General features: G+C 61.7%; 25 protein-coding genes and 1 pseudogene. 13 read left to right on the top strand and 13 right to left on the bottom strand.

The features are described from left to right. Nucleotides 1-165 precede the first annotated feature (165 nt). Nucleotides 166-1074, bottom strand: coding sequence for a LysR family transcriptional regulator (locus OZ411_RS04870; protein WP_282527036.1), 909 nt, complete (start codon nucleotides 1072-1074; stop codon nucleotides 166-168). A 181-nt stretch (nucleotides 1075-1255) separates the two neighbouring features. Between OZ411_RS04870 and OZ411_RS04865 the strand changes: the two genes are divergently transcribed. The 4 genes and pseudogenes from OZ411_RS04865 to OZ411_RS04850 all read left to right on the top strand — a co-directional run bounded on the left by OZ411_RS04865 (nucleotide 1256) and on the right by OZ411_RS04850 (nucleotide 4036). After that, nucleotides 1256-2002 carry a glucose 1-dehydrogenase gene (locus OZ411_RS04865; protein ID WP_282527035.1) on the top strand — a complete coding sequence of 249 codons (747 nt, stop codon included), beginning with the start codon at nucleotides 1256-1258 and terminating at the stop codon, nucleotides 2000-2002. Nucleotides 2003-2038: 36 nt separating this feature from the next. Beyond that, nucleotides 2039-2785 (top strand): annotated as a pseudogene (locus tag OZ411_RS04860) (SDR family oxidoreductase). 18 nt (nucleotides 2786-2803) lie between these two features. Then, nucleotides 2804-3436, top strand: a complete 633-nt coding sequence (locus tag OZ411_RS04855; RefSeq protein ID WP_282527034.1) for a glutathione S-transferase — start codon at nucleotides 2804-2806, stop codon at nucleotides 3434-3436. 387 nt (nucleotides 3437-3823) lie between these two features. Next, nucleotides 3824-4036, top strand: coding sequence for a hypothetical protein (locus OZ411_RS04850; protein WP_207234399.1), 213 nt, complete (start codon nucleotides 3824-3826; stop codon nucleotides 4034-4036). 541 nt (nucleotides 4037-4577) lie between these two features. Here the strand turns inward: OZ411_RS04850 and OZ411_RS04845 are convergent. Together OZ411_RS04845 and OZ411_RS04840 are read right to left on the bottom strand one after the other, a co-directional pair. Then, complete coding sequence (locus tag OZ411_RS04845) at nucleotides 4578-4955, bottom strand: hypothetical protein (protein ID WP_245475729.1); 378 nt, start codon at nucleotides 4953-4955, stop codon at nucleotides 4578-4580. A gap of 151 nt (nucleotides 4956-5106) precedes the next feature. Continuing rightward, on the bottom strand, nucleotides 5107-6417 hold the full coding sequence (locus tag OZ411_RS04840; RefSeq protein ID WP_282527033.1) for a threonine/serine exporter family protein: 1311 nt from the start codon (nucleotides 6415-6417) through the stop codon (nucleotides 5107-5109). A gap of 413 nt (nucleotides 6418-6830) precedes the next feature. On the opposite strand from OZ411_RS04840, the gene OZ411_RS04835 reads away from it, so the two are divergent. After that, a complete protein-coding gene (locus OZ411_RS04835; RefSeq protein WP_282527032.1) occupies nucleotides 6831-7967 on the top strand; it encodes an oxalate decarboxylase family bicupin in 1137 nt (378 codons plus the stop codon). A gap of 72 nt (nucleotides 7968-8039) precedes the next feature. Here OZ411_RS04835 and OZ411_RS04830 read toward each other — a convergent pair whose 3' ends face one another. Then, the gene (locus OZ411_RS04830) at nucleotides 8040-8477 is read right to left on the bottom strand and encodes a thioesterase family protein (protein ID WP_282527031.1); all 438 of its coding nucleotides are present in this window, start codon (nucleotides 8475-8477) and stop codon (nucleotides 8040-8042) included. 235 nt (nucleotides 8478-8712) lie between these two features. On the opposite strand from OZ411_RS04830, the gene OZ411_RS04825 reads away from it, so the two are divergent. Continuing rightward, complete coding sequence (locus tag OZ411_RS04825) at nucleotides 8713-9093, top strand: BlaI/MecI/CopY family transcriptional regulator (RefSeq protein WP_282527030.1); 381 nt, start codon at nucleotides 8713-8715, stop codon at nucleotides 9091-9093. After that, on the top strand, nucleotides 9093-10724 hold the full coding sequence (locus tag OZ411_RS04820; protein WP_282527029.1) for a M56 family metallopeptidase: 1632 nt from the start codon (nucleotides 9093-9095) through the stop codon (nucleotides 10722-10724). The genes OZ411_RS04825 and OZ411_RS04820 overlap by 1 nt, the downstream gene beginning before the upstream one ends. Nucleotides 10725-10814: 90 nt before the next feature. On the opposite strand, the gene OZ411_RS04815 is transcribed toward OZ411_RS04820, so the two are convergent. Further along, the gene (locus OZ411_RS04815) at nucleotides 10815-11225 is read right to left on the bottom strand and encodes a class I adenylate-forming enzyme family protein (RefSeq protein WP_282527028.1); all 411 of its coding nucleotides are present in this window, start codon (nucleotides 11223-11225) and stop codon (nucleotides 10815-10817) included. A gap of 10 nt (nucleotides 11226-11235) precedes the next feature. Between OZ411_RS04815 and OZ411_RS04810 the strand changes: the two genes are divergently transcribed. Together OZ411_RS04810 and OZ411_RS04805 are read left to right on the top strand one after the other, a co-directional pair. Beyond that, the gene (locus OZ411_RS04810; protein WP_282527027.1) at nucleotides 11236-11871 is read left to right on the top strand and encodes a hypothetical protein; all 636 of its coding nucleotides are present in this window, start codon (nucleotides 11236-11238) and stop codon (nucleotides 11869-11871) included. Between the two features lie 201 nt (nucleotides 11872-12072). Beyond that, on the top strand, nucleotides 12073-13551 hold the full coding sequence (locus OZ411_RS04805) for an AMP nucleosidase (protein ID WP_282527045.1): 1479 nt from the start codon (nucleotides 12073-12075) through the stop codon (nucleotides 13549-13551). A gap of 39 nt (nucleotides 13552-13590) precedes the next feature. Here the strand turns inward: OZ411_RS04805 and OZ411_RS04800 are convergent, their stop codons facing one another. After that, complete coding sequence (locus tag OZ411_RS04800) at nucleotides 13591-14595, bottom strand: alpha/beta hydrolase (protein WP_282527026.1); 1005 nt, start codon at nucleotides 14593-14595, stop codon at nucleotides 13591-13593. A gap of 57 nt (nucleotides 14596-14652) precedes the next feature. Between OZ411_RS04800 and OZ411_RS04795 the strand changes: the two genes are divergently transcribed. Together OZ411_RS04795 and OZ411_RS43345 are read left to right on the top strand one after the other, a co-directional pair. Next, nucleotides 14653-15555, top strand: a complete 903-nt coding sequence (locus OZ411_RS04795; protein ID WP_130577575.1) for a LysR family transcriptional regulator — start codon at nucleotides 14653-14655, stop codon at nucleotides 15553-15555. Between the two features lie 217 nt (nucleotides 15556-15772). Further along, nucleotides 15773-17092 carry a phosphoribosyltransferase family protein gene (locus OZ411_RS43345; RefSeq protein WP_349016977.1) on the top strand — a complete coding sequence of 440 codons (1320 nt, stop codon included), beginning with the start codon at nucleotides 15773-15775 and terminating at the stop codon, nucleotides 17090-17092. A 43-nt stretch (nucleotides 17093-17135) separates the two neighbouring features. On the opposite strand, the gene OZ411_RS04780 is transcribed toward OZ411_RS43345, so the two are convergent. The 7 genes from OZ411_RS04780 to OZ411_RS04750 all read right to left on the bottom strand — a co-directional run bounded on the left by OZ411_RS04780 (nucleotide 17136) and on the right by OZ411_RS04750 (nucleotide 24458). Then, the gene (locus tag OZ411_RS04780) at nucleotides 17136-17420 is read right to left on the bottom strand and encodes a BMC domain-containing protein (protein ID WP_130577576.1); all 285 of its coding nucleotides are present in this window, start codon (nucleotides 17418-17420) and stop codon (nucleotides 17136-17138) included. A 3-nt stretch (nucleotides 17421-17423) separates the two neighbouring features. After that, nucleotides 17424-19919, bottom strand: a complete 2496-nt coding sequence (locus tag OZ411_RS04775; RefSeq protein WP_282527025.1) for a pyruvate, phosphate dikinase — start codon at nucleotides 19917-19919, stop codon at nucleotides 17424-17426. Next, on the bottom strand, nucleotides 19919-20491 hold the full coding sequence (locus OZ411_RS04770; RefSeq protein WP_282527024.1) for a hypothetical protein: 573 nt from the start codon (nucleotides 20489-20491) through the stop codon (nucleotides 19919-19921). Before OZ411_RS04770 ends, OZ411_RS04775 begins: the two co-directional genes overlap by 1 nt. Nucleotides 20492-20560: 69 nt before the next feature. Beyond that, on the bottom strand, nucleotides 20561-21970 hold the full coding sequence (locus tag OZ411_RS04765; protein ID WP_282527023.1) for a hypothetical protein: 1410 nt from the start codon (nucleotides 21968-21970) through the stop codon (nucleotides 20561-20563). Nucleotides 21971-22007: 37 nt separating this feature from the next. Continuing rightward, nucleotides 22008-22424 (bottom strand): PEP-utilizing enzyme, encoded by a 417-nt coding sequence (locus OZ411_RS04760; protein ID WP_130577580.1) that lies wholly within the window; start codon nucleotides 22422-22424, stop codon nucleotides 22008-22010. A gap of 37 nt (nucleotides 22425-22461) precedes the next feature. Then, nucleotides 22462-23439: an HAD family hydrolase gene (locus OZ411_RS04755; protein WP_282527022.1), complete on the bottom strand. Its 978-nt coding sequence runs from the start codon at nucleotides 23437-23439 to the stop codon at nucleotides 22462-22464. After that, nucleotides 23436-24458 carry a hypothetical protein gene (locus OZ411_RS04750; protein WP_282527021.1) on the bottom strand — a complete coding sequence of 341 codons (1023 nt, stop codon included), beginning with the start codon at nucleotides 24456-24458 and terminating at the stop codon, nucleotides 23436-23438. Before OZ411_RS04750 ends, OZ411_RS04755 begins: the two co-directional genes overlap by 4 nt. Nucleotides 24459-24669: 211 nt before the next feature. Here OZ411_RS04750 and OZ411_RS04745 point away from each other — a divergent pair, with 211 nt between their 5' ends. After that, nucleotides 24670-24981 (top strand): EutN/CcmL family microcompartment protein, encoded by a 312-nt coding sequence (locus tag OZ411_RS04745; RefSeq protein WP_282527020.1) that lies wholly within the window; start codon nucleotides 24670-24672, stop codon nucleotides 24979-24981. A 58-nt stretch (nucleotides 24982-25039) separates the two neighbouring features. Continuing rightward, nucleotides 25040-25339: a BMC domain-containing protein gene (locus OZ411_RS04740; RefSeq protein WP_130577583.1), complete on the top strand. Its 300-nt coding sequence runs from the start codon at nucleotides 25040-25042 to the stop codon at nucleotides 25337-25339. The last annotated feature ends 17 nt before the right edge of the window (nucleotides 25340-25356 follow it).

Here is a 25356-nt window from a genome sequence, read left to right as displayed (position 1 = left end):
TTCGATCATGGTGACCTCCTCAATTAGTGAGGTCGACCATTCTCAAGCCGATAACCTCTGAAATGACGTCGTCTTTCAGACGATTGAAGACGTACTTGGGTCCAATTCGACCGATCGGACGACGGATGTTGACCCATTGCCGACGGGTCGATGACTGTCCCGCGATTACCTACCATCGCGACTTGCGACCTGAAACTTAATCTCATCGACTTTCGAAAGCAGAAATCTCAGCAGCGGGGAGGTATTAGCTTCGCTGTAGCCGATTACGAGGTCGACCATCGGCGGCTTGCCCTGGATTGGACGACTGACGATGGATTTCGGCATCAGGTTTTGCGCGTAAAGCGGAAGCAGGCTGATGCCGCCGGTGGAAGCGATCAGCGAGCTCGCCATGGCCAAATTCTCCGCCTGATGCGCGGGCTTGATCGTCAATCCATGGCGTTTGAAGAAGTCCTCGATGACGGTCCGCAAAACCGATGCCCGTATCGGTGATACGCCGATATAGGTCTGCCCCGCCAGCTCCTGTGGTCGGATCGCACTCTTGGCCGTAAGGGGGTGATCATATGGCATCAACACAATCACCGGATCATGCCTTAGCAGCTTGAATTGCAAGCCAGGCGCATTCTTCTCCGGACGAAGGAAGGCGAGGTCGATCTTGCCGCGTACCAGTCCGGCGGCAAGGTCCGGAGAATCCTCGCTGTGGATCGTGATCTCAGTGCTTGGCAGTTTACCGCGCAGGATACCCATCACGGCCGGGAGCCAGTCCATTTCATAGCCGGTGAGAAATCCGATCGAGAGAGATGATTTTGTCAGCTGGGCGGCGCGGCGCGCGGCCTCGCTGGCGGCCTCGACCTGCAGCAGTGCTACGCGCGCGTGATCGAGGAATACCCGCCCCGACGGTGTCAGTTCGATGCCGCGTGGTCCGCGGATCAACAACTGCACCCCGAGCTCTAGCTCAAGATCATGAATCTGCCGGCTCAGCGACGGTTGCGCCGTGTGCAGGCGCTTTTGGGCCGCCACCGTGAGACTGCCTTCTTCGGCCACGGCGACGAAATAGCGGAGGTGTCGGAGTTCCACGGAGCCAGTCCTAGAAAGTATGGTTTAAATCTTACAAAGTCTTTCTGCGGAGCGCCAGTATTTCCTAAATCACTCACATACGCCGGAGCGCATCGATCAAGCGCGTTGCAAGCGCTTCGTAGATCGGTCCATTCAGCCAGATCGAATCGGTATGGCAGCGGTTTTATTTGGGAGATGCATGATGAGCCATCCAGTTGTCCTGATCACCGGCGGACTCACCGGCATCGGCCGCGCGACGGCGTTGGCCTTTGCTCGCGAAGGCGCTCGTGTCGTTGTTTCGGGTCGCCGCAACGGTGCCGGCATGGCGCTCGCGGTTGAGCTGCGGGCGCTCGGCGCCGAGGCGGACTTCGTTGGTGCCGATGTTCGACGCGAGAGCGAGGTGCAGGCGCTGGTCGAACGGACGGTCAAGCAGTTCGGCCACCTCGACATCGCCGTGAACAATGCCGGCACCGAGGGAACGCCCGGCCCCGTCACCGACCAGAGTGCCGAGAGTTATGCAGCGACGTTTGACACCAATGTGCTCGGCGTTCTCCTCTCGATGAAGCACGAACTGCGAGTGATGCAGCCGCAGGGATCGGGAAGCATCGTCAACATCTCCTCGACCATGGGCAGTCGCGGCGCGCCGAACGCGTCGCTCTACACTGCAAGCAAACACGCCGTGGAAGGCCTGACCAAATCCGCCGCATTGGAAGCCGCGGCCTTCGGCGTCCGTGTCAACGCAATCGCCCCCGGTCCGGTAGAGACCGCGATGCTTGACCGGTTCACCGGTTCGGCCGACCGCAAGGCCAGGATGGTAGCCGGTATCCCGCTCAAGCGCGCGGGCAAACCGGACGAACTCGCCGACGCCATCCTGTTCGTGGCCTCGGATAAGGCGTCGTTCATTACCGGCCAGATCATCAGCGTCAACGGCGGCCGGACGGCCGCGTAGTTTCACACAAACACCACACAAATCAGGAGATTAGTCATGACCGACCTCGTCAGCCGAACCGCCCTCGTCACCGGCGCCTCCCGCGGCATCGGCCGCTTCACCGCTCTCGCGCTGGCCAATGCCGGTGCCCGCGTTATCGTTCACTACGGCAATTCCGCCAAGGACGCGGACTCGCTGGTCGCCGAAATCCGCGAAGCCGGTGGGCAGGCCGACGCCGTCAAGGCGGACTTGTCGGCGCCAGATGGTGCGCACAAACTCGCGGGCGAAGTTGGCAAACTCGTCGGCGGTAAGCTCGATATTCTCGTCGCCAACGCCGGCATTGCGGTGCCGGCCAGCATTGAGGCGCAGACCGTCTAAGACTTCGACCGCATGTTCGCGGTCAATGTCCGCGCCCCGTTTTTCCTGGTGCAGCAATTGCTGCCGTTGATGGCCGAAGGCTCGAACATCGTGATGACGTCGTCGCTGGCGGCGCGCGCTGCTGTGGGCCAGTTGCCGGCTTACTCCGCCACCAAGGGCGCCATCGACACGCTTGTGAAGCATTTCGCATCGCTGCTGGGATCTCGCGGTATCCGCGTCAACGCGGTCGCACCGGGGATCATCGATACCGACATGTCGGAGTTTTCCAAGACCGAGGAAGGCCGCACGTATGCTCTCGGGATGCAGGCGCTGCAGCGAATCGGTCATGCGGATGACGTCGCGGAGGTCGTGGCGTTCCTGGCGTCAGATTCTGCGCGCTGGGTCACCGGCGACACCGTCCAGGTGGGCGGTGGTTCGAAGCTTTGATGCCCGGAGAAAGCTGCGATGAAACTCTATCAGTCCAATGCCTCGCCCAATTCTCGCCGCGTGAGAATCTACCTGGCGGAGAAGGACATCTCGATGACCGTTGTGCCGGTCGACCTCGGCGCACGCGAACAATTCTCCGAGGCGTATGCGACGATTAATCCGCGCCGCGTCGTCCCCGCTCTTGTTCTCGATGACGGATCGACCATCGGCGAAGTCCCAGCCATCATCCGCTATCTCGAGGAGACGCACACCCACCGGCCACTGCTCGGAACTACAGCCCGGGATAAAGCCGTGATTACCATGTGGGAGCGTCGGATGGAGCAGGAGGGATTCGCCGCGGTCATGGAGACGGTTCGTAACGGCGCCGCCGCTCTCAAGGGGCGCGCCATCGCGGGACCGCATGGCTACGACCAGATCCCCGAATTGGTCGAGCGTGGCCATCGTCGCATTGCCGACTTCTATGACGATCTCGAGACCCGGTTGGTCGAAGTGCCATTCGTGGCTGGTGATCAGTTCAGCGTCGCTGATATCACAGCAATGGTCGCAATCGACTTTGCAAAAAAGGCATTGAGCTGGGAGATACCATTAAAAAACGCAGGCTCGAGGCGTTGGTATGACGCCGTATCATCGCGTCCAAACGCCGACTCGTAACAGCCTCTAGCGATGGAGGCCGGGACTCGCGGATTTTCTTGATCCGCTTCTGGCCCTTCTCAGACTCGTGGGTCCGACCGAATGTCCGCTTTGCACAAGAAGCAGCCCTTTCGACGAGGTCACATTTTGCCCCACAGCGGTCATTCACGTTGGGCGAAGAACGCGACACAGTTCTGTCATCTTTGATCTAATGGTTCCATTTTGCCGAATTTGGGGGCTGCTTTTACGCTCAGAATGTATTGGGCTTGCGTCGCCGTACTTTGTTGTTTGGCCTCGTCTGCGCGGGCGGCAGGCATCCAACTTCTCGATACCGATCCCAGTCTAGCAGGCGCCGTTTGGTATCCATGCGCAGCAGGGCCGCAACGTGTGCCGCTCGGTAAACTTACGATGAATTTTATCGAATCCCTGCAGGGCGTGAAGGACTGTCCTGTCACCGGCACCAAGCTGCCACTGATCATTGTCGCTCACGGCCGAGGCGGTTGGTTCGGCGGTCACGATGACGTTGGACAGGCACTCGCCGACGCAGGATTTGTCGTAGCTGCCATCAATTATCCCGGCGACAACGGTGCCAACCGATCGCAGAGCGAAAGCCTATCGTGACTTCAACGCGAGCATCATCAGATTCTTCCGCGAGCATCTCGTTGGCGACGGCAGCACTCGCTGATCCGGACGAAAGGGACTGCTACTGGCTCTTCTCAGACTTGTGCGTCCGGCCGAATGTCCGGTTACTACCAAGCCCGGCCCCACTGACGGTCCGACGGGACTCGGAATTCGACAACGTCGGACGATGGGGGAGTCGGAGTTTACCTAAACCAGACTCCAGATCCGTTTAATCAACGAACTTGAAAGTATTGACGTTCTCATCCGACCAGACCCGTAATTCGCTTTAGAGCACAGCACAAGCAGCGCGCGAGAGCAGCGTCAACAGCATGTTCGTCCGTCGGTGGTAACGAGTCGCGACACTGGAGGTCCGGCGGATCAGTCATCGCCACATCCGCGAGACGCTGACCAGGACAATCAGAGAAAGCAGCAATGATCGATAGCGACCGATAGTCGTCCCCCGCGGACCCAGGACGCCCTCGATCGAGCCTGAGCGGCAGGTCAGCAACCCGTGCCGCTCAGGCGCCTTCTGCTTAAACGTCTAATGCCGTCCCAAAGGGGCCGAGTAGACAAGCGGCGGCGGGCGGTACGGCCGGGCCGAAATGCCGAAATTCTGCCCGTACTGCTGCTGGACCGCCGGTATGTTGATGACGCCGACACGGATGTCCGGCGATCGCGCATCGATTGGCGCCTGATTCGTGACCGGAGGATTGACCTTGTTGACCTCGCCCATCAAGCGTTTGTTGAGATCGTCATAGCCGCCTTTGGCATTGCCAGCGTTGCCGGCATTGCCGCGGACGACGCTGTTGTTTCCTGATCCCTGCTGCGGCCCGAGGTCGAGAGCCGGCGGCAAATTATTCCGCTGCGGATCGACGCTTACGGGCGGAAGGGACATCGGCGGCTCATCAGTCTGAGCCATGGCGACTCCCGCCACGGCAACGGCCGTCAAATTGATAAGCAATAATAGGCGCATCCCAATCACCTGCTCGACAGTTACGATAGCGGCACCCCATCAATATAGTGCACAGATTGCAAAAGCGTATGTCTTGCGCAGGGATGCGATTCAAATTCTACGCGCTTCGGCCGCTCCCAGTAAACCGTTTGTTGAAACGATACCCAATCAACATCTTCGGCAAGATCAACCCCAGGGTGATCGCAAGCGTGATCAGGAAGGCATTGATTCCATCCGCAAGCGTTGCCTGCAGCAAACTCGGGGAAACGTTACCCCCGCTCGCGACGAGTTCGAGGAGCCCATCCGCCATCCGGAACAGGAACACGCCCGGGATCAGCGAAACCACCGATGCAAAGGCAAGCCCCGCATAGGGCAACCTGAGACGTTCTGCCACAGGCGTGGTGATCGCTCCGACAATGAGGCAGGCGATAAAGGCGCCGCCCGCCAGGCCAACGCCGGCCTTGGCCAAGAGCGCCCAACGCACGCCATGGGCGAACATCCCGATCAGGATCGGGACCGGCAGCATCCGCCATGGCATGGAGAAAAAGATACCATAGGCGGCCACCGCCGCACCCGCAGCGATCACGTCATAGATCAAAGGGACCGGCGGCGACGGCGCCGATGCCGGCAGGTTGGTCCCGCCGAACGACAGTCCGGCGAGCAGGCCGATGCAGATCGAAAAGATGATCAGGCTCGCATAGACCACCCGGCAGATCCCGAGCGCCAGGCGTCCACGCGCAAGGTCGATCGTGCCGTTGAGGACGTGCGGGCCCGGCACCAGCACCATGCAGGGACAGACCGCGACCAGCCGCTGCAGGCTGGAGGAGAACTGGAGATCGACGACCAGCGCGCCGATCGCGCCGGCGAGCAGCGCAGCGGCGAGCGGCTGGGCGAACGGGTTATGGCTCCATCCAGCAATCCAGCGGCGCAGGCAGGCGCCGAGGCCGGCGCTGACAGCGATGACGATCAGAGTGGCTACATGGGCGGCGCCGAAAATGATGCCGAGCGCAGCGGCGCCGATGGCGGCGAAGGATGCGAAGCGAATGAGCGAGACGGGCGGGTGGGCCTGCACCTGCGCTAGCGCGGACCGCAGCGGTTCTGGCGCGGAGGGGTGATCGCAGAAGTCGTCAATCAACGCGGTTGCGGCAGCGACCTTTCCCATCTCGATCCCGACCGGCCTCGCCTCGACGGTCGTGCTCGCCGCTCCGCCGCCATTCTCGATCGCGACCGTCACCTCGTCCCAGCGCAGAAAGACCCGCGCAGAAAAGCCGAGCGCTGTCGCCAGCCGCTCGACATATTCGGTCGTGCGCTCGGTCGTCTGGCCGTTCGCGAACAGCAATGTCGCAACCGTCACCAGCAGATCGAGCGCGCGCGCCGGATCGAGGTCCGGGCTTCGATCGGCGGCAGCCATGTCAGCCGGCTGGCTCATTGCATCAACGAAATCCGGATCTTCGATCGAACGCGCATCTGAAGAGCGATACCGCCCGCCTCGCAGCTGATCTTTCCGATTTCCATAGCCGTTTTCCGAATGGCCCGATGATGACCGCGAGGCCGCTCGGCGAAGCATGGATCATGATCCGATTAGACAGAATCGGATCATGATCGCAGCTCTTTGTTTGAGCATGATCTCCGCGCAAACGCTTCGCGTTTGTCGCGAAAACCGGTTTCCACTTTTCCGGATCATGCTCTAGCGCCGCTCAAATGATCCGCCACGATTGTGGCATTTCGGCAAAAGGCGTGCGTCGCGGAAATATTTCCCCACATCCTCGGCATAGCTTGGCACGCTCGCCGCGAAGCGAGTGCATTTCGCACCTCATCGTTCATCACGTCAGGGAGAAATTCATGTCCGACAGCCATCTAAGGCAGCCTATCCGCGGCGCCAAAGGCGCAACCGATCCGGGTCCCCGCAACGCCCTGCTCGACAACCAGAACCCCGATATCCTCACGCCGCCGGAAACCGACAACGGCTCGCTCCCGAATCTCAAATTCTCCTTCGGCATGGCCCACAACCGCCTCGAGGACGGCGGCTGGGCACGCGAGGTGACAGTGCGCGAACTGCCGGTCGCCAAATCGATGGCCGGCGTCAACATGCGCCTCGATTCGGGCGTGGTGCGCGAACTGCATTGGCACAAGGAAGCGGAGTGGGCCTACATTCTGCAGGGCAATGTCCGGCTGACCGTCGTCGACGAGGACCGCAATGTCGCGGTCGACGATCTCAAGCCGGGCGATGTCTGGCTGGTGCCGGCCGGAATCCCCCACTCGATCCAGGGCCTCGAAGGCGGCTGCGAATTCCTGCTGGTGTTCGACGACGGCAATTTCTCCGAGAACGAGACATTGCTGATCACCGAATTCATGGCGCATACCCCACCGAGCATCCTCGCCAAGAATTTCGGCATCGGCGTCGAGCACTTCGCCAGCATTCCGAAATCCGAGAAGTACATCTTCCGCCTCCCGGTGCCGGCACCGCTCGAGACCGTACGCAAGCAGCTTCCCGACAGCCCGCCGAAGCTCCCTTATGTCTGGCACGCGTCCGAACATCCGGCGACGCCGTACAAGGGCGGATCGGTGAAAATGATCGACGTCACCAACTTCCCTGAAACCACCCTGTCGGCGCTGATCATGGAGATCGAGCCGGGCGCGCTGCGCGAAGTGCACTGGCATCCAGACGCCGACGAGTGGCAATACTATCTGGAGGGACAGGCCCGGATGACGGTGTTCGATGCCACCTCGAAGGCGCGGACGTTCAACTACACCTCCGGAGACGTCGGCTTCGTGCCGCGGACCATGGGCCATTACATCGAGAACATCGGACCCACCACGCTGCGACTGATCAACGTCTTCAACAAACCGCGCTACAAGGACATCTCGCTGAACAACTGGATGGCGCTGACTCCGCCCGACCTCGTCAAGGGACATCTCAACCTCGACGACACCGCGATGAAGGCGCTGAAGCGCGAGCGCTGCGCGGTCGTGCGCTGATCCGCGATCAGCTTGCACCTGCAACCAGGCGCAACATTGGCCGGCTGGCGCACGCCAGCCGACGCGCGCCTATCAGGCCTGAGCGAGGGCCTTTTCGCGGCTTGCAATCAGCGCCCGCAACGGCTCCGCCACGGCAACCGAGCTATGGGTCCGCTGGTCCGTGCATACCCACACGATTTCGCCGGCGGAGCGGAGATCGTCGCTGCCCTTGGCGAAAATTGCGAGCGCAAGCGTGATCGAGGATCGGCCGATCCTGGCGACCCGCACGCACACATCGATCTCCTCGTCGAACCGGATCGGCGCCTTGTATTCGACGACCGATCTCACAAGGTGGAAATCGGCGCCGGTCCTTGCGACCTCGCCGAGATAGTCATAGCCGAGCGCGCGAAAATACTCGGTGATCGCCGTGTCGAAATAAGTCAAGTAGTGCGCGTTGAACACCACGGCCTGCGCATCGACCTCGGAATAGCGTACCCGAAACGGATGATGGAACCAGAAATCCTGGCGCATGCTTCCTCCTTCCACGAAGTATCGTCCATCCTCTGATATCACGATCGCCGCGGCTGGGCTGCCCGTGACAATCTGCCGTGATGGCTCTGGCGTGGCCGTCCCTTGAGTCCTGGAAGCAGCATGCACCCGCGGCAGAGACATGACGTCTCCGCGCCGCGGGACGGTGCGGGCATAATTATTGACCGTCTGGCCGCTATATGCTACACCTTGTAACGTTATCACGGGTCGCAATAAAATGGATGATGATCTGCCGGAGCTCGGCGAGCTCGAACGAGAGGTGATGCAGCTCGTCTGGGCTCATGCGCCGATCACCGCGGAAGCGGTGCGGGAGCGGCTGGATCGGCCGCTAAAGGAATCCACCGTCCGCACGGTGCTGCGCAGGCTGGAGGAGAAAGGCTTCGTCACGCACGACGTCGAGGGGCGAACATTTCTGTTTCGTCCCGTTCAGGATCGCGGGAAGGTCGCGGCGAAGGCGGTCCGGCGCATCGCCGACTGGTTCTGCAACGGCTCGATCGAAGATGTGCTCGTTGGCATCGTCGACGCCAAGATGCTGAACAAGAAACAGCTCGAGCAGCTATCGAAGAAGATTGGACAGGCAAAGAACGAGAGGAAGTAATGTTGGCAATCGTCCTTGAAGCCGCGATCCGCTCGTCCGTCCTGATCGTGGCGATCTGGATCGGATTGAAGGCGCTGCGCATCTTTAATCCGCATATCCTGATGTCGACATGGCGGCTGGTGCTGATCGCCTCTCTTGCATCCCCTCTTATGGTCGGCCGGCCGATGTTCACTGTCGGGGCTGACATCCCACCGGCTCTCCTCGTCCTGACGGGAGACATGTCGATCTCCTCCCTCGCTTCCGACCTTGCTCCCGCTTCCGTCGGGCCGCATGGCACGATATCGCAGCACTTCGATTGGCGGTTGCTTGCCACCTCGATCTATCTCCTGGTTGCCGGCTGGCTCCTGCTGCGATTGGCGATCGGCACCGCGCTCAGTTGGCGGCTGCAAATATCGGCTGATCCAGTTTACGAGGATTGGACTGCAGGCAAGGACGTGCGTTCGAGCCCTGCCATCAAGGCACCCGGAACATTCGGCTCGACCATCCTCCTGCCCGAGCACTACGGCACCTGGGATGCCCTGGACCGACGCGCAATCATGGTCCACGAGGAATCGCATGTGCGTCGAGGCGATTTCTATGTTCTGCTGCTGGCGGCAATCAACAGGGCCGTGTTTTGGTTCAATCCGCTAGCCTGGTGGCTCAACAGCCGGATCGTCTATCTGGCGGAAGCCAGAAGCGACGCCGCGGCGATCGAGGATATCGAAGATCGCATACGCTATGCTGAGCTTCTGGTCAGGCTCGGACATGGACCGAGCGGCTCAACCAGCCTGGCGATGGCGCGATCGGAGACCGTCGCGCGGCGGGTTGAACAGCTCCTGGCGGAAACGCGTCTGCCGAGGAAGATCGACTGGAAGGCGCGCGCGGCGATCGTCGCCTGCGTTCTGCCGCTGGTGGCAGTCTCATCCGGCGTCGTGGCGCAGGCCCCCTCGCCTCCGAAAGCGGATAACGATGCGACGACACTCGATCCCGACACGATGGCCAAGCGTAAGGCAGAGCAGGAACAGCCGCGCACGGAGGTCCCGATCGACGCAAAGCTACTCGACAATTACGTTGGCTATTATCAGCGGGCGGTGTTGATCTTCACGGTCACGCGGCAAGGGGATCAGCTCTTCGCACAGCTCACGGGGCAGCAGCCGGTGCAATTCTATCCCGAGAGCCCCACCAAATTCTTTGCCAAGGTCGTCCACGCGCAGATTTCCTTCGTCACCGACCCGCAAGGGAAGGCTGCAGCGCTGGTGCTCCATCAGAACGGTCACGAGCAATTGGCAAAACGGGTGGACAAGGCCGAAGCCGACAGAGTGGCGGAGCAGCTTGCGAAGCGAATAAAGGACGGCACCGCCCAACCGGGCAGCGAGGCGGCGTTACGTCGCACGATCGAAGCTATTCGGGCCGGGCAGCCGAACTACGACGCGATGACGCCGGAATTGGCAGTCGCTACCCGTCAGCAATTGACTGGGCTCCTGCGCGGCCTGGAACAATCGGGACGATTGCAATCGATCTCCTTCAGGGGAGTGGGTAGCGGCGGCTGGGATGTGTACGAGGCCAAATATGACAATGGCCTATCGATCTGGAGGATTACGCTGGCGCCGGACGGAAAGATCGCAGGACTCTTGGTCCAGGGCGGACCGTAGCGACGTAGTCCACCACACAAATGGCATTGGCGGGCTAGCCTTCGCTAACCCGCCAACGACCTTGTCGTTATCCCGGAATGCGCGAACAGCCTAGCTCGCGCGACGCGATGCTTGTTCGTCTGCCCGGGAACGAACTATCTTGTCGCCCTCGATCGCCATCGCCTGCAACGTCGTCCGGTCGACCTTGCTCAGCGCGTTGCGCGGCAAGGCATCGAGCACGACGAGATGCTCGGGCACCTTGTAGGCGGCAAGCCGTGTCGCTACGTCGCTGAGGATGCCGGGAACGGCTCGTTCGTTCTTTCCCTTTGCGAGCGTGACGAAGCCGATCACGCGCTGTCCGAGCACGGCGTCCGGCACACCGACCACGGCCGCCGCCTCGACGGAGGGATGGGCGGCGACCGCCTGCTCGATTTCGATAGGCGAGATGTTGGTGCCGCCGCGAATGATGATGTCCTTCTTGCGCGCGACGAACAGGAGTTCGCCCTGCCCCTCTCGCCGCACCAGGTCGCCGGTGCGATACCAGCCGTCCCTTCAGGCTGTCCGCCGTCGCCCTCAAATCGTTCCAGTAGCCGACGAACAGATTCGGACCGCGGACCAGGAGCTCGCCAAGTTCGCCATCGGCGACATCCCTGCCGTCGTCGTCGACCAACCGGACTTCCGCCGGCCTCGTGATCCTCATTACGCGACCGGGCCGCAGAGCGTAGCCGAGATTGCCGACGGCTTCCGTCGCCGCCCAGACGTTATAGAGCGGAGCACCGAAAGCGGCCGTGACCTGTTGCTGCAGCTCCACCGGACAGGAATCGCCTCCGGTCAGGCAATAGCGCAGCGACTTCAGGTCGCGCGGCCGGGCGCGCTGGCGCTCAAGCAGCGCGGCATATTGAGCGGGAAAACCGATTTGCAAGGTACAACGGTACTTCTCGATCGCATCGAGCACGGTGTCGGCGTCGAAGCTCTCGATCAGCACGAACGGAGTGCCGCTATAGATACACACCGAGAAAACGGCAGTCCCGCTCATATGCGCCAGGGGCAAGGGCATGGCGATGCCGTCCTGTCCCGCAAGTTCCCAATTGTTCCTCATGAGGTCCACCGATTCCGCCAGGCTGGACGCGGTGTGAATGACGAACTTGGGTTCGCCGGTCGTGCCTGACGTGGTGATGAGCACCGCAGGTCGATTGTAAGCAATTGGCGGAACAGGCCGGCAGGACGCTCAATTGCGCGTGACCTTTGCGATCGCAGCGCAAGCCGTGCCGCCAAGCGGCGGAGGCGCTTTGCGCAACTCGCGCCAGCGATGCCCCTTTCTTGCTCCTGAGAATCTGCCATAGTAACGACAATGTGCTCCGCCCTCACCATGCTGACCCCGCCGCGGATTACAACCGAAGCGTTCACGGACGCCGCTGCAGCGGTTGCCCGCCTGGAAGAGATTTACGAACGTAATACCGCCTTCCTGCGGGAACACTTCGAGGCCTACGCCAATGGCGGGCCGCTCACGGCGCGCGTGCGCGCCAACTATCCGTTCGTGCGCATTGCGACCTCGACCTATGTGCGGGTCGATTCGCGCCTCGCTTACGGCTTCGTCGCAAGGCCGGGGGTGTATGAAACCACGGTGACGAGACCGGACCTGTTCCGCACCTACCTCACCGAGCAGATCGCACGATTGATCGACAATCATGGCGTACCGGTGGAAGTCGGCGAGTCGAACGAGCCGATCCCGATTCATTTCGCCTATCGTCGCGACATCAACATCGAAGCCGCACTCACTCCCGGCGACAAATCGAACGTGATGCGATCGCTGCGCGATCTCTTCGATGTGCCTGACCTGGCCGCCATCGACGACGCGATCGCCAATGACACGCTCGAGCTTGCGCCCGGCGCTCCCGAGCCGCTGGCGTTGTTCCGCGCGGCGCGCGTCGATTATTCGTTGCGCCGACTTTATCATTACACTGGCACCGATCCGGAGCACTTCCAGAACTTCGTGATCTTCACCAACTACCAGTTCTACATCGATGCGTTCGCCGAGTTGAGCCAGAAGCGTCTGGCTTCAGGCCAGATCGGCCCAGACGCCTTCGTCGGCCCGGGGAACGTGATCACGCGCAATACGCGCCTTGGCGGCGGTACGACCGGGATCGCTCCGGAGCGCATGCCGCAGATGCCGGCCTTTCATTCGGTCGAGGCCGGCTATCGGGGCATCACCCTGATCAACATCGGGACCGGTCCGTCCAATGCACGGAACATCACCGACCATGTCGCGGTGCTGCGGCCGCACGCCTGGTTGATGCTGGGACACTGCGCCGGTCTCAGGAATACGCAGCGGCTCGGAGACTACGTGCTCGCGCATGGCTATGTGCGCGAGGATCACGTGCTCGACCATGAGCTGCCGCTTTGGGTGCCGATACCGGCGCTGGCCGAGATGCAGGTCGCGCTCGAGGAAGCGGTGGGTGAAGTGACCGGGCTCGAAGGCTTCGAACTGAAACGGTTGATGCGCACGGGAACGGTCGCAAGCGTGGACAATCGCAACTGGGAGATCGGCGATCGCTCGGTCATTCGGCGTCTGTCGCAATCGCGCGCGATCGCCCTCGACATGGAATCGGCGGCGATCGCCGCCAACGGCTTTCGTTTCCGCGTTCCCTACGGCACGCTGCTGTGCGTGTCGGACAAGCCTCTCCATGGCGAGATCAAACTCGCGGGCATGGCAAGCGAGTTCTATCGGCAGCGCGTCGGCCAGCATCTTGAGATCGGCCTGAAGGCGCTCGAGAGATTGCGGGAGCAACAATTGGAGCGCCTGCATTCGCGCAAGCTCCGGAGTTTCGCCGAGGTCGCGTTTCAGTAACGCGTTAGATTTCGCGCCGCTTGTCCACGTCATCAAGCTTCAACCCACCAGGAATGTCTCCAGCTTCTCGCAGAAGAAATCCGGAACCTCCTCGGCAACGAAATGACCGCTATCCTCCGCGACGACACTCGTGAGATCGGCAGCCTGACCGCGCAAGGATTCGGCGAGCTTGTCGCCGACGCCATAACGCCCGGTGATGGTCATCACAGGTGGCGTCAGCTTGCGTCCGCGCAACGCCTCGGCGAACCGCGCATCCTGGCGCAGCGCTCGATAGTAGTTGAACCCGGCTGTCATTCCGCCGGGGCGGGCGTAATGATAGGCGAACTCTGAAATGGCATCCTCGGAAATGGCCATCTTGTTGTGCGACCAGGCCCGAATCTGCGCGCGGATGTAGTCGCGCTCTCGACCCATGGTCAGCATCTCCGGAAACTCCGGCGCCATGTGAAATCCATAGTGCCAGGCTCCACCGCGCAGGGCGTCCAAATTCTCGGTTCCCGGAAGCAGGCAGTCGACGAGCACCAGCCTGGAAACGGCTTGCGGGTAAAGGTGGGCGAGGACATAGGCCGCCTTGCCGCCCATATCGTGACCGACCACGTGGGCTGGAGCGGGTCCCAAGTGAGCGATCAATGCGCGTATGTCCTCGGCAATCGTCTGCTTGTCGTATCCAGCGTCGGTGCGTTCCGATAGTCCGGACCCGCGCAGGTCAGCCGCAACCACGGTGAACTTCCTGGCCAGTCGCGGCATGATGCCGCGCCAAGCAAACCAAGTCTCGGGCCACCCGTGCAGCAAAACGAGGACAGGGCCGGATCCCATGGCAACGTAGTGCATGCGGATGCCATTCACATCGACGAAACGACTAGACATCCCGGCCGGTATCTTAGTGGGCTCCGCGCTATCGAGCTTCTCTTGAGCAGAGACGGACTGCAGTCCCGTCGCGGCCGCGGCCGCGAGCAGTATCTGTGATCCTCCGAACAACAGCGATCGCCGGTCGAGCTCCATCGTGCACCTCATCTTGGCCGAGTTCTTGCGCGGAATGTTCATCATGGACCGCACCGCGTCTATCCGCTATGAGCGAATGATCTGCATAACCAGGTGTTATGAATGGATCTGACCGCCGCCCTTCGTGCTTTCGTGCGCACTGTCGAGCGCGGCTCCATCACCGCCGCTGCCCGTGACCTGGGCGTCTCACAGCCCGCGGTGAGCAAGCTGTTGCGTAACCTTGAGCAGCACGCCGGTGCGCGCCTGCTCGAGCGGACCGCGCGCGCGGTGCGCCCAACCCCGCAAGGCCTGATGCTCTATGAAGCAGGCGGAACGTCTCTGGCCGCCATCGATGCGGCGGTGGAGATGGTGCGCCGTGATATGGGCGAAGTCGGTGGCAAGCTGCGCATTCACGGCCCCGTCTGCCTTGGTGAAAGCCATCTGCACCGCATCGTCATGGACTTCCAAAAGCAGCACCCGACCGTATCGATCGACCTCACGCTGGAAAACAGGGCGGCGGACCTCGTGCATGAAGACATTGACCTGGCGGTTCGCATCGGACGCCCGATGGACCAAAGTACCGTCCTGCGCAAGGTGGGCCTCATCAAGCGCATCCTGGTTGCGACACCTGAGTACATAGCAGAGCATGGACCGGTCCGGCGCTGCCAGGCACTGACGGACCATGCGCTCGTTGTCACTGACGCGGTGCTATCTCGTCGAGGAACACTGACGCTCTCCAACGGCGCCAGAACCATCGAAGTGCCAGTCCAGCCCGTGCTGAAGACCAACAACGCACGGGTCCTTATTGCGGCCTTGCTGGCGGGCCGCGGCCTGGGTCCGGTACAGCTTCCATTGGTGACGGAAGAACTGCGTGCGCGACGTCTGGTGCAGGTGCTGCCGCAGTACGAGATTCGAGCGAGCGAACTCTACGTGGCTTATCCGACGTCGCGCTTCCTAAGACCTGCAGTGCGCGCCTTCATCGACTTCGTGGTACCCGCGCTGCGCGCTGTCGAGGGTATCACGTGAGCGCGCTCTTCCCATGAAGGCGGCTGAAAAGGGGAGCGAGGGAGGTTTTCCGCGGAATGTCGGCCGATCCTTCTTGGTGCTTCCCTCGCTGCGCCGAGTGGCGGTGAGAGATTCTCACCGATAGCGGCACATGGGATGCGGAGGAACATCCACCTCCGGCCTGAGTTACAGTCGCAGAGGGAACGCAACGTGGCCCTTTTCCTGCCGAGGACTGGTCATGACGGGCGGACGAGCGCAGATCAGCGACGTCAACATCGGTCCGCATCATCTCGCCGGCATACTGGACGCGCCTGAGGGCGCGACTGCCATCGTGATCTTCGCGCATGGCAGCGGCAGCGGCCGCAACAGCCCGCGCAACAATCAGGTGGCGGCGGGCTTGCGCGAGGCGGGTTTTGCGACTCTGCTGCTCGATCTCCTCAGCGAGCAGGAAGACCGCAACCGCGGCAACGTTTTCGATATCGGTCTGCTGGCGTCACGCCTCGCCGAGGCCTCGGACTGGGTTCGTGCCAGGCCCGAATTCGCAACCCTTCCCGTCGGCTATTTCGGTGCAAGCACCGGGGCCGCGGCCGCACTGGTCGCCGCGGCCGAACGGCAGAATGTCGGCGCGGTGGTCTCGCGCGGCGGACGGCCCGATCTGGCTGGAGAGGCGCTGCGCGCCGTCACCGCGCCGACGCTGCTGATCGTGGGCGGCGTCGACCTGCCGGTCATTCCGCTCAACCGTGCGGCCTTCGCCGCGCTTTCCTGCGAGAAGGATTTGGTCATCGTGCCGCGAGCCAGTCATTTGTTTGAAGAGCCCGGCGCGCTCGAGGAGGTCATCGAGCATGCCAAACGCTGGTTCCGCCGTTTCCTGTCATCGCCGCTGACGGGAACCTGCGACGAGCGCATTTTCGCCGACCGGCGCGAGGCCGGACGCCGGCTCGTGCCCACGCTCATGAAGTTCAAGAACGACAACCCGGTGGTGCTGGCACTGCCGCGCGGCGGCGTGCCGGTCGCATTCGAGGTCGCGCAGGCGCTGAACGCGCCGCTCGATGTCGTGCTGGTACGCAAGATCGGTGCGCCCGGTCATCAAGAGCTCGGACTCGGCGCGGTGGTCGACGGTCCCAAGCCGCAGGTGGTGATGAACGACGAGATCGTTCGCGCCCTTGAGCCCGGCGCCGACTATCTCAAGGCGGAGACATCCCGCCAGCTCGCCGAGATCGAGCGGCGGCGGCGCCTCTATCGCGATAGCGAGCCACCTGTCGACATTGCCGGCCGCACCGTGATCGTGATCGACGATGGCATCGCGACCGGGGGAACGATGAGGGCCGTGCTCAAGGCGCTCTCCAGGGCAGGTGCGCGCCGGCTTGTACTCGCGGTGCCGGTCGCTCCGACCGAAACGCTTGTGAGCCTGAAGGCGGAGGCGGACGGCATCATTTGCCTGATGACTCCTGAGTCGTTCTTTGCAGTGGGCATGCACTATCGGGATTTCAACCAGACCTCGGATCGGGAAGTGGTGGAGCTGCTGCGCCGCGCCAAGGGAAATGGCGGCCGGGCGTGAGCGTCTGTATCGGGCGTGCCGTCAAGTTCAGGAAAGGTGCGCCCTATCGAACCGGTGGTCTCTCCAGGATATCCTCCATCCCGTCGTGTGGACGCGGGATGACATGTGTGGAAACGACCTTTCCGATCTGGCTCGCAGCCGCCGCGCCGGCATCGACGGCGGCCTTCACCGCTCCAACGTCACCCTGCACGATGATCGATATGAGCCCGCCGCCAGGCTGCTGCCGGGTGACGAGCTTGACATTGGCCGCCTTGACCATGGCGTCGGCGGCCTGGATGGCGGCCACCAATCCTCGCGTCTCGACCAAACCAAGAGCCTGCAACGCCATGGCTTACTCCTTCTGCAAGCGTCCGAGCGAAAAGCGGACTTCGTCGCGCCGTCCTACCGGGACCGAGAAGCGGCGGAATCCGATGCGATGAAGCTCGACCAGCAGTTCAGGCGGCACTGTGCTGCCCTCAATCCCTAAGGAAGCGCCCCGCTCTGCAGCCATGGCGGCTGCCGACAGCAGGTTCGCCACATAGGGCGGAAGGCGCCGGAAAGGATTCGCTCGAATGAGCTTTTCGTTCGCGTACTGGTCCAGCACATCCAACGATTGCTGCACTTCAATCGGGAGACCACACACCGTGCGGACGATATCCCCGGCGTCGACCCAGATCGGCGCACCGGTCTCCGTGATCTGAACGATGTCGTCAAGCGCCATCACGTTCTGGATCATGGCGCCCGCACGCAGCCCCGCCTGTTCGGCTTCGCGCTGGAAAGTCGCAAATTCCGAGCAAGCTGAGATGCCGCCGATCAGAACGGCAGCGCCTTCGTGCCTGGCCCTTTCTGCCGCGGCCGATATTCCCAGCAGAATCGCGCGCAGATAGGTCATGGAGCCGAGAGGCAGGAAGAAGCCCGGCGGCAGCTCCTGCCAATTCTCGATCAAGCGCCGCGCGCGGTCCGAGCTCACGCGGGGCAGCCGAAACTGCAGCACGCGTCCCGAAGCTCCCGCAAGCGCCGGGGCACAGGCCTCACACACGATCGCACGGATCTCCTCCGCTATGCCGCGCGGCGGATTCGGCGGACCGGCGGCAACCGTCAATTCGACAAATCGGCCGATGCGGCCATTCGCAATGATGAGGTCGGTCACGCTGACGACGCTGCCGCTCGGGACACCCGCCTCAGTCGATTCGATCAGTTCGTCGCTCGATTTGGGCGAGATCCAGACCGACGCTTCGGACCTCTCATCCGCCCATTCAAGAATGCGCCTGAGGGCGGGCAGGCCCGCGCCGGCGGCCTTCAGCTTGATCGCGCCCGCAAACACCTTCCCGGTGCTTCCATCCATCGAGACTTGATCGCCCTCATGGTAGGTCCGGCCGGCGATCGAGAACGTCTTGCGCTTGAGGTCGATATCGATGGCGTCGCAACCGACAATGCAGGGCCGGTCGAGCGCGCGGGAAACCACGGCGGCATGACTGAGCGCCCCGCCTCGCGCAGTGATGATCCCGCCCGCGGCAAGCATTCCCCTGATGTCCTGCGGGCTCGTCGTCGGACGCAGGAGAATGACGGCCTCACCGGCCAAGGCCCTGTCGGCCGCGCGATCGGCGTCAAGGATAACGGCCCCGTGGGCGTGTCCTGGCGACGACCCGAGTCCCTGCGTCAGCAAGGCGGCCTTTGCGAGATCCGCCTCGTCGAAAGACGGTCGCGACACCTTTCTGACCTGCTCAGACGTAATCCGCGCCAGCGCCGCCTGTCTCTCAATGACTCCTTCCGCAACCAGATCCTCCGCTATCCTGATAGCGGCGGCCGCGGTTCGCTTCGCTGGTCTCACCTGCAGGAAATATAGCTGTCCGGATTCGACCGTGAATTCGATGTCCACGGCATCCGCATAGAGCCGTTCGAGTGTCTCACTGTGCCGCTCGAAGGCTTGCCGCAGGCCGGCGTCAAGCGCGCTCGCTTCGGACAGATCGATCGGCGTATGCGTTCCAGATACCAGGTCTTCTCCCTGCCGGCCGATGAGATACTCGCCATAAAGGGCTTTGTTGCCATCGTTCGGATTGCGGGTGAACGCCACGCCAGACCCGGAGTTTTCATCCGCATTTCCGAAGACCATGGCCTGAACCGTCACCGCGGTGCCGAGATCATCGGAGATTCCATGGTGCTTCCGGTAAGCCTTCGCCCGCGCGCTATCCCAGGACCGGAAGACGGCTTCCACGGCTTGCTCGAGTTGCCGGCACGGATCGGCGCTCGCTGTCTCACCTGCCGATTCAATCTGATCGAGAATGCAGCGTTCCAGGTTCTCGAAGGAGGCAAGCGTGAGATCGTTCCGCGCCATCGACTCCGCGTCTTTCACGGACTGCATCAGCTCGGATGGATCGATCCCCAACACGATGTCGGCGAACATCCGCCAGAACCGCAGCCAGGTGTCGAGCGCAAAGCCGCTTCCTCCGGGACCGCCCGCGAGCGCGAACGCCGACGCGGATGTCAGCCCGAGATTGAGAACGGTATCCATCATTCCGGGCATGCTGACCGGCGCCCCAGAGCGGACCGAGACGAGCAAGGGACGAACTCTGCCGGCAAATGAACGGCCAGACTGGTTTTCCAGAGCGCGGATCGCATCGTGGATTTCGGACAGAAGGCGTTGGTCGATCTTTCCGCCATCGGTCCGAAACTGATGGAAGCCATCGACGCCAATGACGAACGCGGGAGGAATGGGTATTCCCGCACGCGCCATCTTTGCCAGCCCGCTTGCCTTGCCTCCGAACCGCAGCGCGTCCTCGACGTCCCTGTCCGTCACTTCCCGAACGAAGCTGTCATCCATCACATTCGCCATCACACGCAATTGCATCATGTATCCCGTGGGCGCCCAATGACCGAGAGGATATCCTCGTGGAATTCGAACCAGATATTGTGAACGGAGTCGATCGTCGGCTTGCAGACGAAATCCTTCTCGCCGTGGTCGACCCTGGCGACGCTGTTGCCGAACCGGCTGACGTAGTTCTCATATCTGGGAATCAGCGGAATGAGCTCCTGCAGGTTCTTGGTCAGGCGCTCCACCGTCCTGATCAGACGCGATTGAATGCGTTCGTCGCCGTCGGCTGATTGCCACTCGCTCACCTGCTTGATGAACTGTTCGTTGACGGTCTCGAAGCGCTCGTACCATGCAAGAACGACCTGGTTGGAACGCATCGCCTCATAGGCTGTCCGGTAATAGTCGTGGACCGCACTCGTCCCCTCCGGCAAGAGCAGGTGCCTTCCGTCGGCGATCATTAAGAAGCCGGTGCCGGCGGCCGCGCCAAGCACCAATTCGACTGTCGAAACGTCGAGCCCGACCGCATTTGCGATTTCCTCAGTGGTTGCCATCTTCTTCAGATGGACGCCATTGAGCACGATAAAGTCTTGTTCGTTGAGGTCTTTCATCACCTGTCCGGTCGACTGCGAAGGACGAACGAGGCAAAGCGCGCCTCGCCCGTCCCTGTGCTTTGAGCGCTATTTCCAGAAATACTTCGATCTGGTCAGGCTTACATTATCAGGGAAGGGAAGATATCCCTCGCCCGAGAAGATCTTCTGCGGCACCGTCGCCTGCGCAAAGCCACGTTTCACGATGTCATAGTAGTAGTTCGATATGCGCTGGTCGATCTCCCAGAACTCGTAGTCCTTGCAGGCTTTGTCGTAGGTCCCGGCCAGGCGAAGATGCGGCAGGATCATGTCGATATAGTACACGTACAGCCCGTTGGTGATCAGCGTGCGCCGCGACATGCGGGCGAACTTCGTATAGAGCTTGAATGTCGCCTGCTGGATTCCCTCAAGCCGCTTCTCCAGCTCGGAGATCTTGACGGGATATACCTCACCCATCGGCGTGTCCCATTTCTCGCGAACAAAGACCGCGCCGCCGATGATGTGCTCGATGTAGTTCTTCGGACGCGTGAACGTGGTGGAGATGTCGTTCACCCGGATCTCCGAGAGACCCATCTTGTCCGGATCGATCACGAGGCACAGCGAGTAGCAGTGCGGCACGTTCTCGTGGTCGCAGACGTCGCTCCAGTCATAGACCTCCTCGTTGGTGAAGAGGTCGCGGATGATCATGATCTTGCCGTCCGGAAGCTCGTAGGGACCGGTATCGCCCAGTCCCAGGCGGCAATCATAGTGATCCAGGAACGAAAGCAGTTCCGCGGCCGCATTGAACCGCACCAGCGCATCATGCGTGTGGCTGCCCGGGTCGAAATACTCGATCTGCCCGGTCAGTTGGTCCAGGATATCCTTCTCATGGATTCGGCAGCGATAGCGATCCTGGGAGTTCAGGATATAGCCGTCCTGGCGCTTGCCCCAAAGAATGCGCTGCATGAACTTGAGGATGATGTTGCTTTCGCGGACGTAGTCCTGCGGCTGAATAGCCTCGAGCGCGAGCAGGCCGCAACGTCCCATTCCGAAACCGACCGCGCCGATGCACCAGTCGTGGACGCAGTTCACCTTGGTGCCGATCTCTCGTCTCGCCGTCGCCCCGATATTCATGACGCCTTGCGCGCCGATCTCGTTGGTCGTCATCTCCAGGATTTCCGGCCAGCGATAGAATTCGTGCATGAAGGCCAAGATCTCGTATTCCTGACGAGGTATCATGCCCGAGACACCTTCGGTGGCGCGCATTACCAGCACGTCCCAGATGTTCCAGGCGAGATAGTTGTTCAAATCGTTCAGCTCGTCGACCGTGAACTGGTCCCTGAGCACGTCTTCCTTGCTCACCTTCTCCAGCACTTTGCTCTTGGCGCGCTGGCGCAGGATCTTGTCGCCCAGGATGCCGTCGGGCACGGGGTCCATACCCCTAAAATTGCCTTGATACACCAGATCCTGAAATCGCAGACCGTCGTCGGCCGACTTGTAGCGGTCCTTGTAGGTAGACATCCGTTTCCTCCTCGACTGAGATTTGTTTATTGGGCAGTCAGGCGATGACAGCGACGCGCCCCGTTTCCCTGTCTTCGCAATGCAACTGCACCTTCTTGCCTTCGAGTGCCTTGATGATCGCTGCGAAGTGGGCATCGTTGTTGCCGCCGGTGACGTAGCGGGACTCGCTGCCGGTGAGGTAGGCCGTCATGACGCAAGGCATCTGGAATTCGCGGGACAGGATTCCGAGATGAGATTCCGGCGCACCGGACATCGTGATCACGCCGATGGAGCCCAAGCTCAGCGCCGGCGCAAGGAAGGTCGTCGTTCCACCCTGGACCAGCAGGATGTGCTCTTTCAGCTTTCCGCTCTGGATCAGCGCAATGACGGACTTCGGATCTGGAAGATACTTCACGATTCCGGACGGCGTTTTCTTGGTCTCGAAGCTGTTGTACCCTTCCGCGATATAGCTCATTAAACTCCTCCCTCTGTTGCTATCGTTGGAAACCCGGTCATCGCAGCGCTGGTCGGCCACCACCCTGCAGACGGCGTAAACTGGCCAGAAGAATCTTGTCGACGGCGCCGCTGCCCACCGGAGCGCCGACATTCTCTTCCTCGCGAGGTCTGTCGATGCCGCAGCTCACGGGTTGATCGAGCATGGCGGTTGCCGCCATCCTCCGCCGCCTGCGCTCAGCCGCGGCATCGGCCACATCGTTGTCCTGGCAACCGCAGCTACAGCCGGAGCGAGGGGTAATCGAACCTGCCTCAGCGGCGGGCGCAATCGAGCAGCTACTCGAGGCAAAGCCCCCGGGCAGAAGGTGCGCAACGAGCTCCTGCGGCCACACCGCAACGAACTCCGCTCCGGCTGCGAGCAACTGCTGTTCGGCATGCATCCCCCAGGCGACGCCGATGGCCCTTATCCCGCATTCGACCGCATGCCTGATATCGCCGACAGTATCGGTGATCAGGGCGATCTGGTCGGCGCTCGGCGCTTCCGGCTCGTGGCCTTCGCGATAGGCCGGCGAGCAATTCCTGTTGACCATGTACGACCGGTCGGACAGGAAACGTCTCACGCATGCACGCTTGTCCTGTTCGACGTCGCCGCCGAAGACGTGCGAGAAGCAGTGCGTGAGGTTTTCCCGATCCAGGATGCGCCGGATCGTCGCCACGGAATTCGACGAGATGACCGCAAGGGAGCAGCTTCCGGCGAACGCGCGTATGACGTCGGCCATCCCCGGCACGAGGTCGGGATTGTATTCACGCTGCAGCAGTTCGAGAAAATGTTGGGCGGCTTCGTTCGCCCGTCTGTCGTCGCCGCAATGCTTCTGCAACCCATGAAACATGTTGTCTTCGAGCAGACGAAAGAACTCGGCCTGCGTGTTGATGCCGAGCGCAAGCGCCGCGTTCGTCTTCGCAAAGACACGCCACGAGGCTTCCCTGGTCTGAACCAGCGTTCCGTCGAGATCGAAAAGGACGGCCCGCACGCTCATGGCAAGGCCGCCACGCCAGCACGAACCCGCGTCGCGGGTTCGGAATTCAACGCGGTGAGCTGCGGCATCTCGAAGAAGTCCTGGATTTCCCCGTAGCCGGTGAGACCGTCGCAGGTCCATTGCGCCAGCGCATTGAACGACACCATGTTGGGCCAGCATTGCCAGGGAAAGCTGGTCAGTCCCTTGCCGCGCAGCCTCCATTCCCGATCGCTGCTATCGACCAGGACGAGATCAACCTCGTCCGCGTAGCGGTCGCGCGATCTCTTCGTCGTGCCGTGCGCGGCCTTCAGTCCGAAGACCCTGCCCTTCTCGACGACGTAGCCATGGGCGAGCGACAATTCGCGCCCGTTGGTCTTTGGGTCGAAGCTGAAGATCGCGTGAAAGGCCAGATCCCGCGAGAAGTGCGCGTGCAGCCAGCTCATGTTGGGTGCGCCGCGCTCGGGACGAGGGCCCCAGCTATGATCCATCGTTGAGATACAATCGATCGGGAACGATTTGCCGCGGACCGCGACCTTGCCCTTGAAATGTCCGGTCTGGTCAAAATGACCGTTGTAGGCCGTACCCCACGCAAATTTGCCGCCCTGTTCAGCCTCCTTCAGCGCCTTCGCCTTCATCGGGTCCATGACGGGTTCATGGATATCAAAGGGAAGCATGATCGACCGATACTCGACATCGATCGTCGTTCCCTCGCCATCGTCGTATCCAATGTGCCAGTCCATGTTCGGGCGGAGGCACTTGATGCGCAGGGAGTTCTCGAGCGTGAAATCGCTGAGGTCACGCGGTTCTGGGATTGGGATCGAGGCCCGCAGATCGCAGAAGTCCGCCTCCCAGGGCGTGTTGGCAAATCCCGAATTCATGCAGATCGTGGAGCTCACGATCCCAAGATTTGGACGAAACAGGGCATAGACGCCCACATTTAGCGTGGCCTCGGCATTGAAGAAGCCGAAGAAGTTGGTCTCCGCCCAGTTCGGGACGCCAGCGTCCGCTTTGTGGAAATGGACGTCTTCGTCTTGGATCATTTTTGTTTCTCCCTAGCAGGCGCTCTTGGCGGCGCCTTCTGCGAGCACCGTCATCTTCTTCATTTAGTGAAGGCGTTGCCATGGTCCCGCAAGATAAATCGCCCGGCGTCTTTTTATCCGCCCGGGAGAATGACGCTCAGGACGATGCGCTCCTACAATCCGGAAAACGACGGCGATTGAACGCTGGCGATATCGATCTAGGGAGTGTGGCATGGAAATCGGGCGTGTGGTCGGGACGGTGGTTTCGACAATCAAGTCGTCCGGCCTGAACTCCTACAAGTTGCTTATCGTAACGCCTCTCGCTTTTGGCGAGGAGCCGGCGGCTGCCCAAGGAGCTGCCCAAGCCGCCAAGAATTACGTCGCGATCGATCTGGTAGGCGCCGGCGAGGGCGAGGTCGTGCTCGTCACGACCGGAAGCGCCGCGCGCGTCCTGGACGCCACTGAGGTTCCGACCGACGCCGCCATCATCGCGGTCATCGATACCATCCAGATCGGCAGCCGCAATGCCTATTCGAAAGCCTGACCGGCAAAGGCGCCTGTCGAGACACCGCACTCAACCCAAGCAACGAGGAGAAACAGAGATGAACAACACGCCGACAACGGGCCAGCCGAGAGGCGCTCTGGGCCTGATCGAGACCAAGGGCCTTGTGGGCGCCATCGAGGCGGCCGATGCGATGGTCAAGGCGGCCAATGTGCGGCTGATCGGGCGCGAGCAGATCGGCGGCGGGCTCGTGACCGTCATGGTCAGAGGCGACGTCGGCGCCGTGAAGGCCGCCACCGATGCAGGCGCGGCAGCCGCGGGCAAGGTCGGCGAAGTGGTTTCCGTTCACGTCATTCCGCGGCCGCATGAGGACGTGGAGGGAATCCTCGGCAAAGGGTGAGCGCATCGTCAGTTTGA

Origin of the sequence: Bradyrhizobium sp. Arg237L (assembly GCF_029990105.1) — a bacterium.
Lineage (GTDB): Bacteria > Pseudomonadota > Alphaproteobacteria > Rhizobiales > Xanthobacteraceae > Bradyrhizobium.
This window is presented reverse-complemented; position numbering and strand designations above follow the sequence as displayed.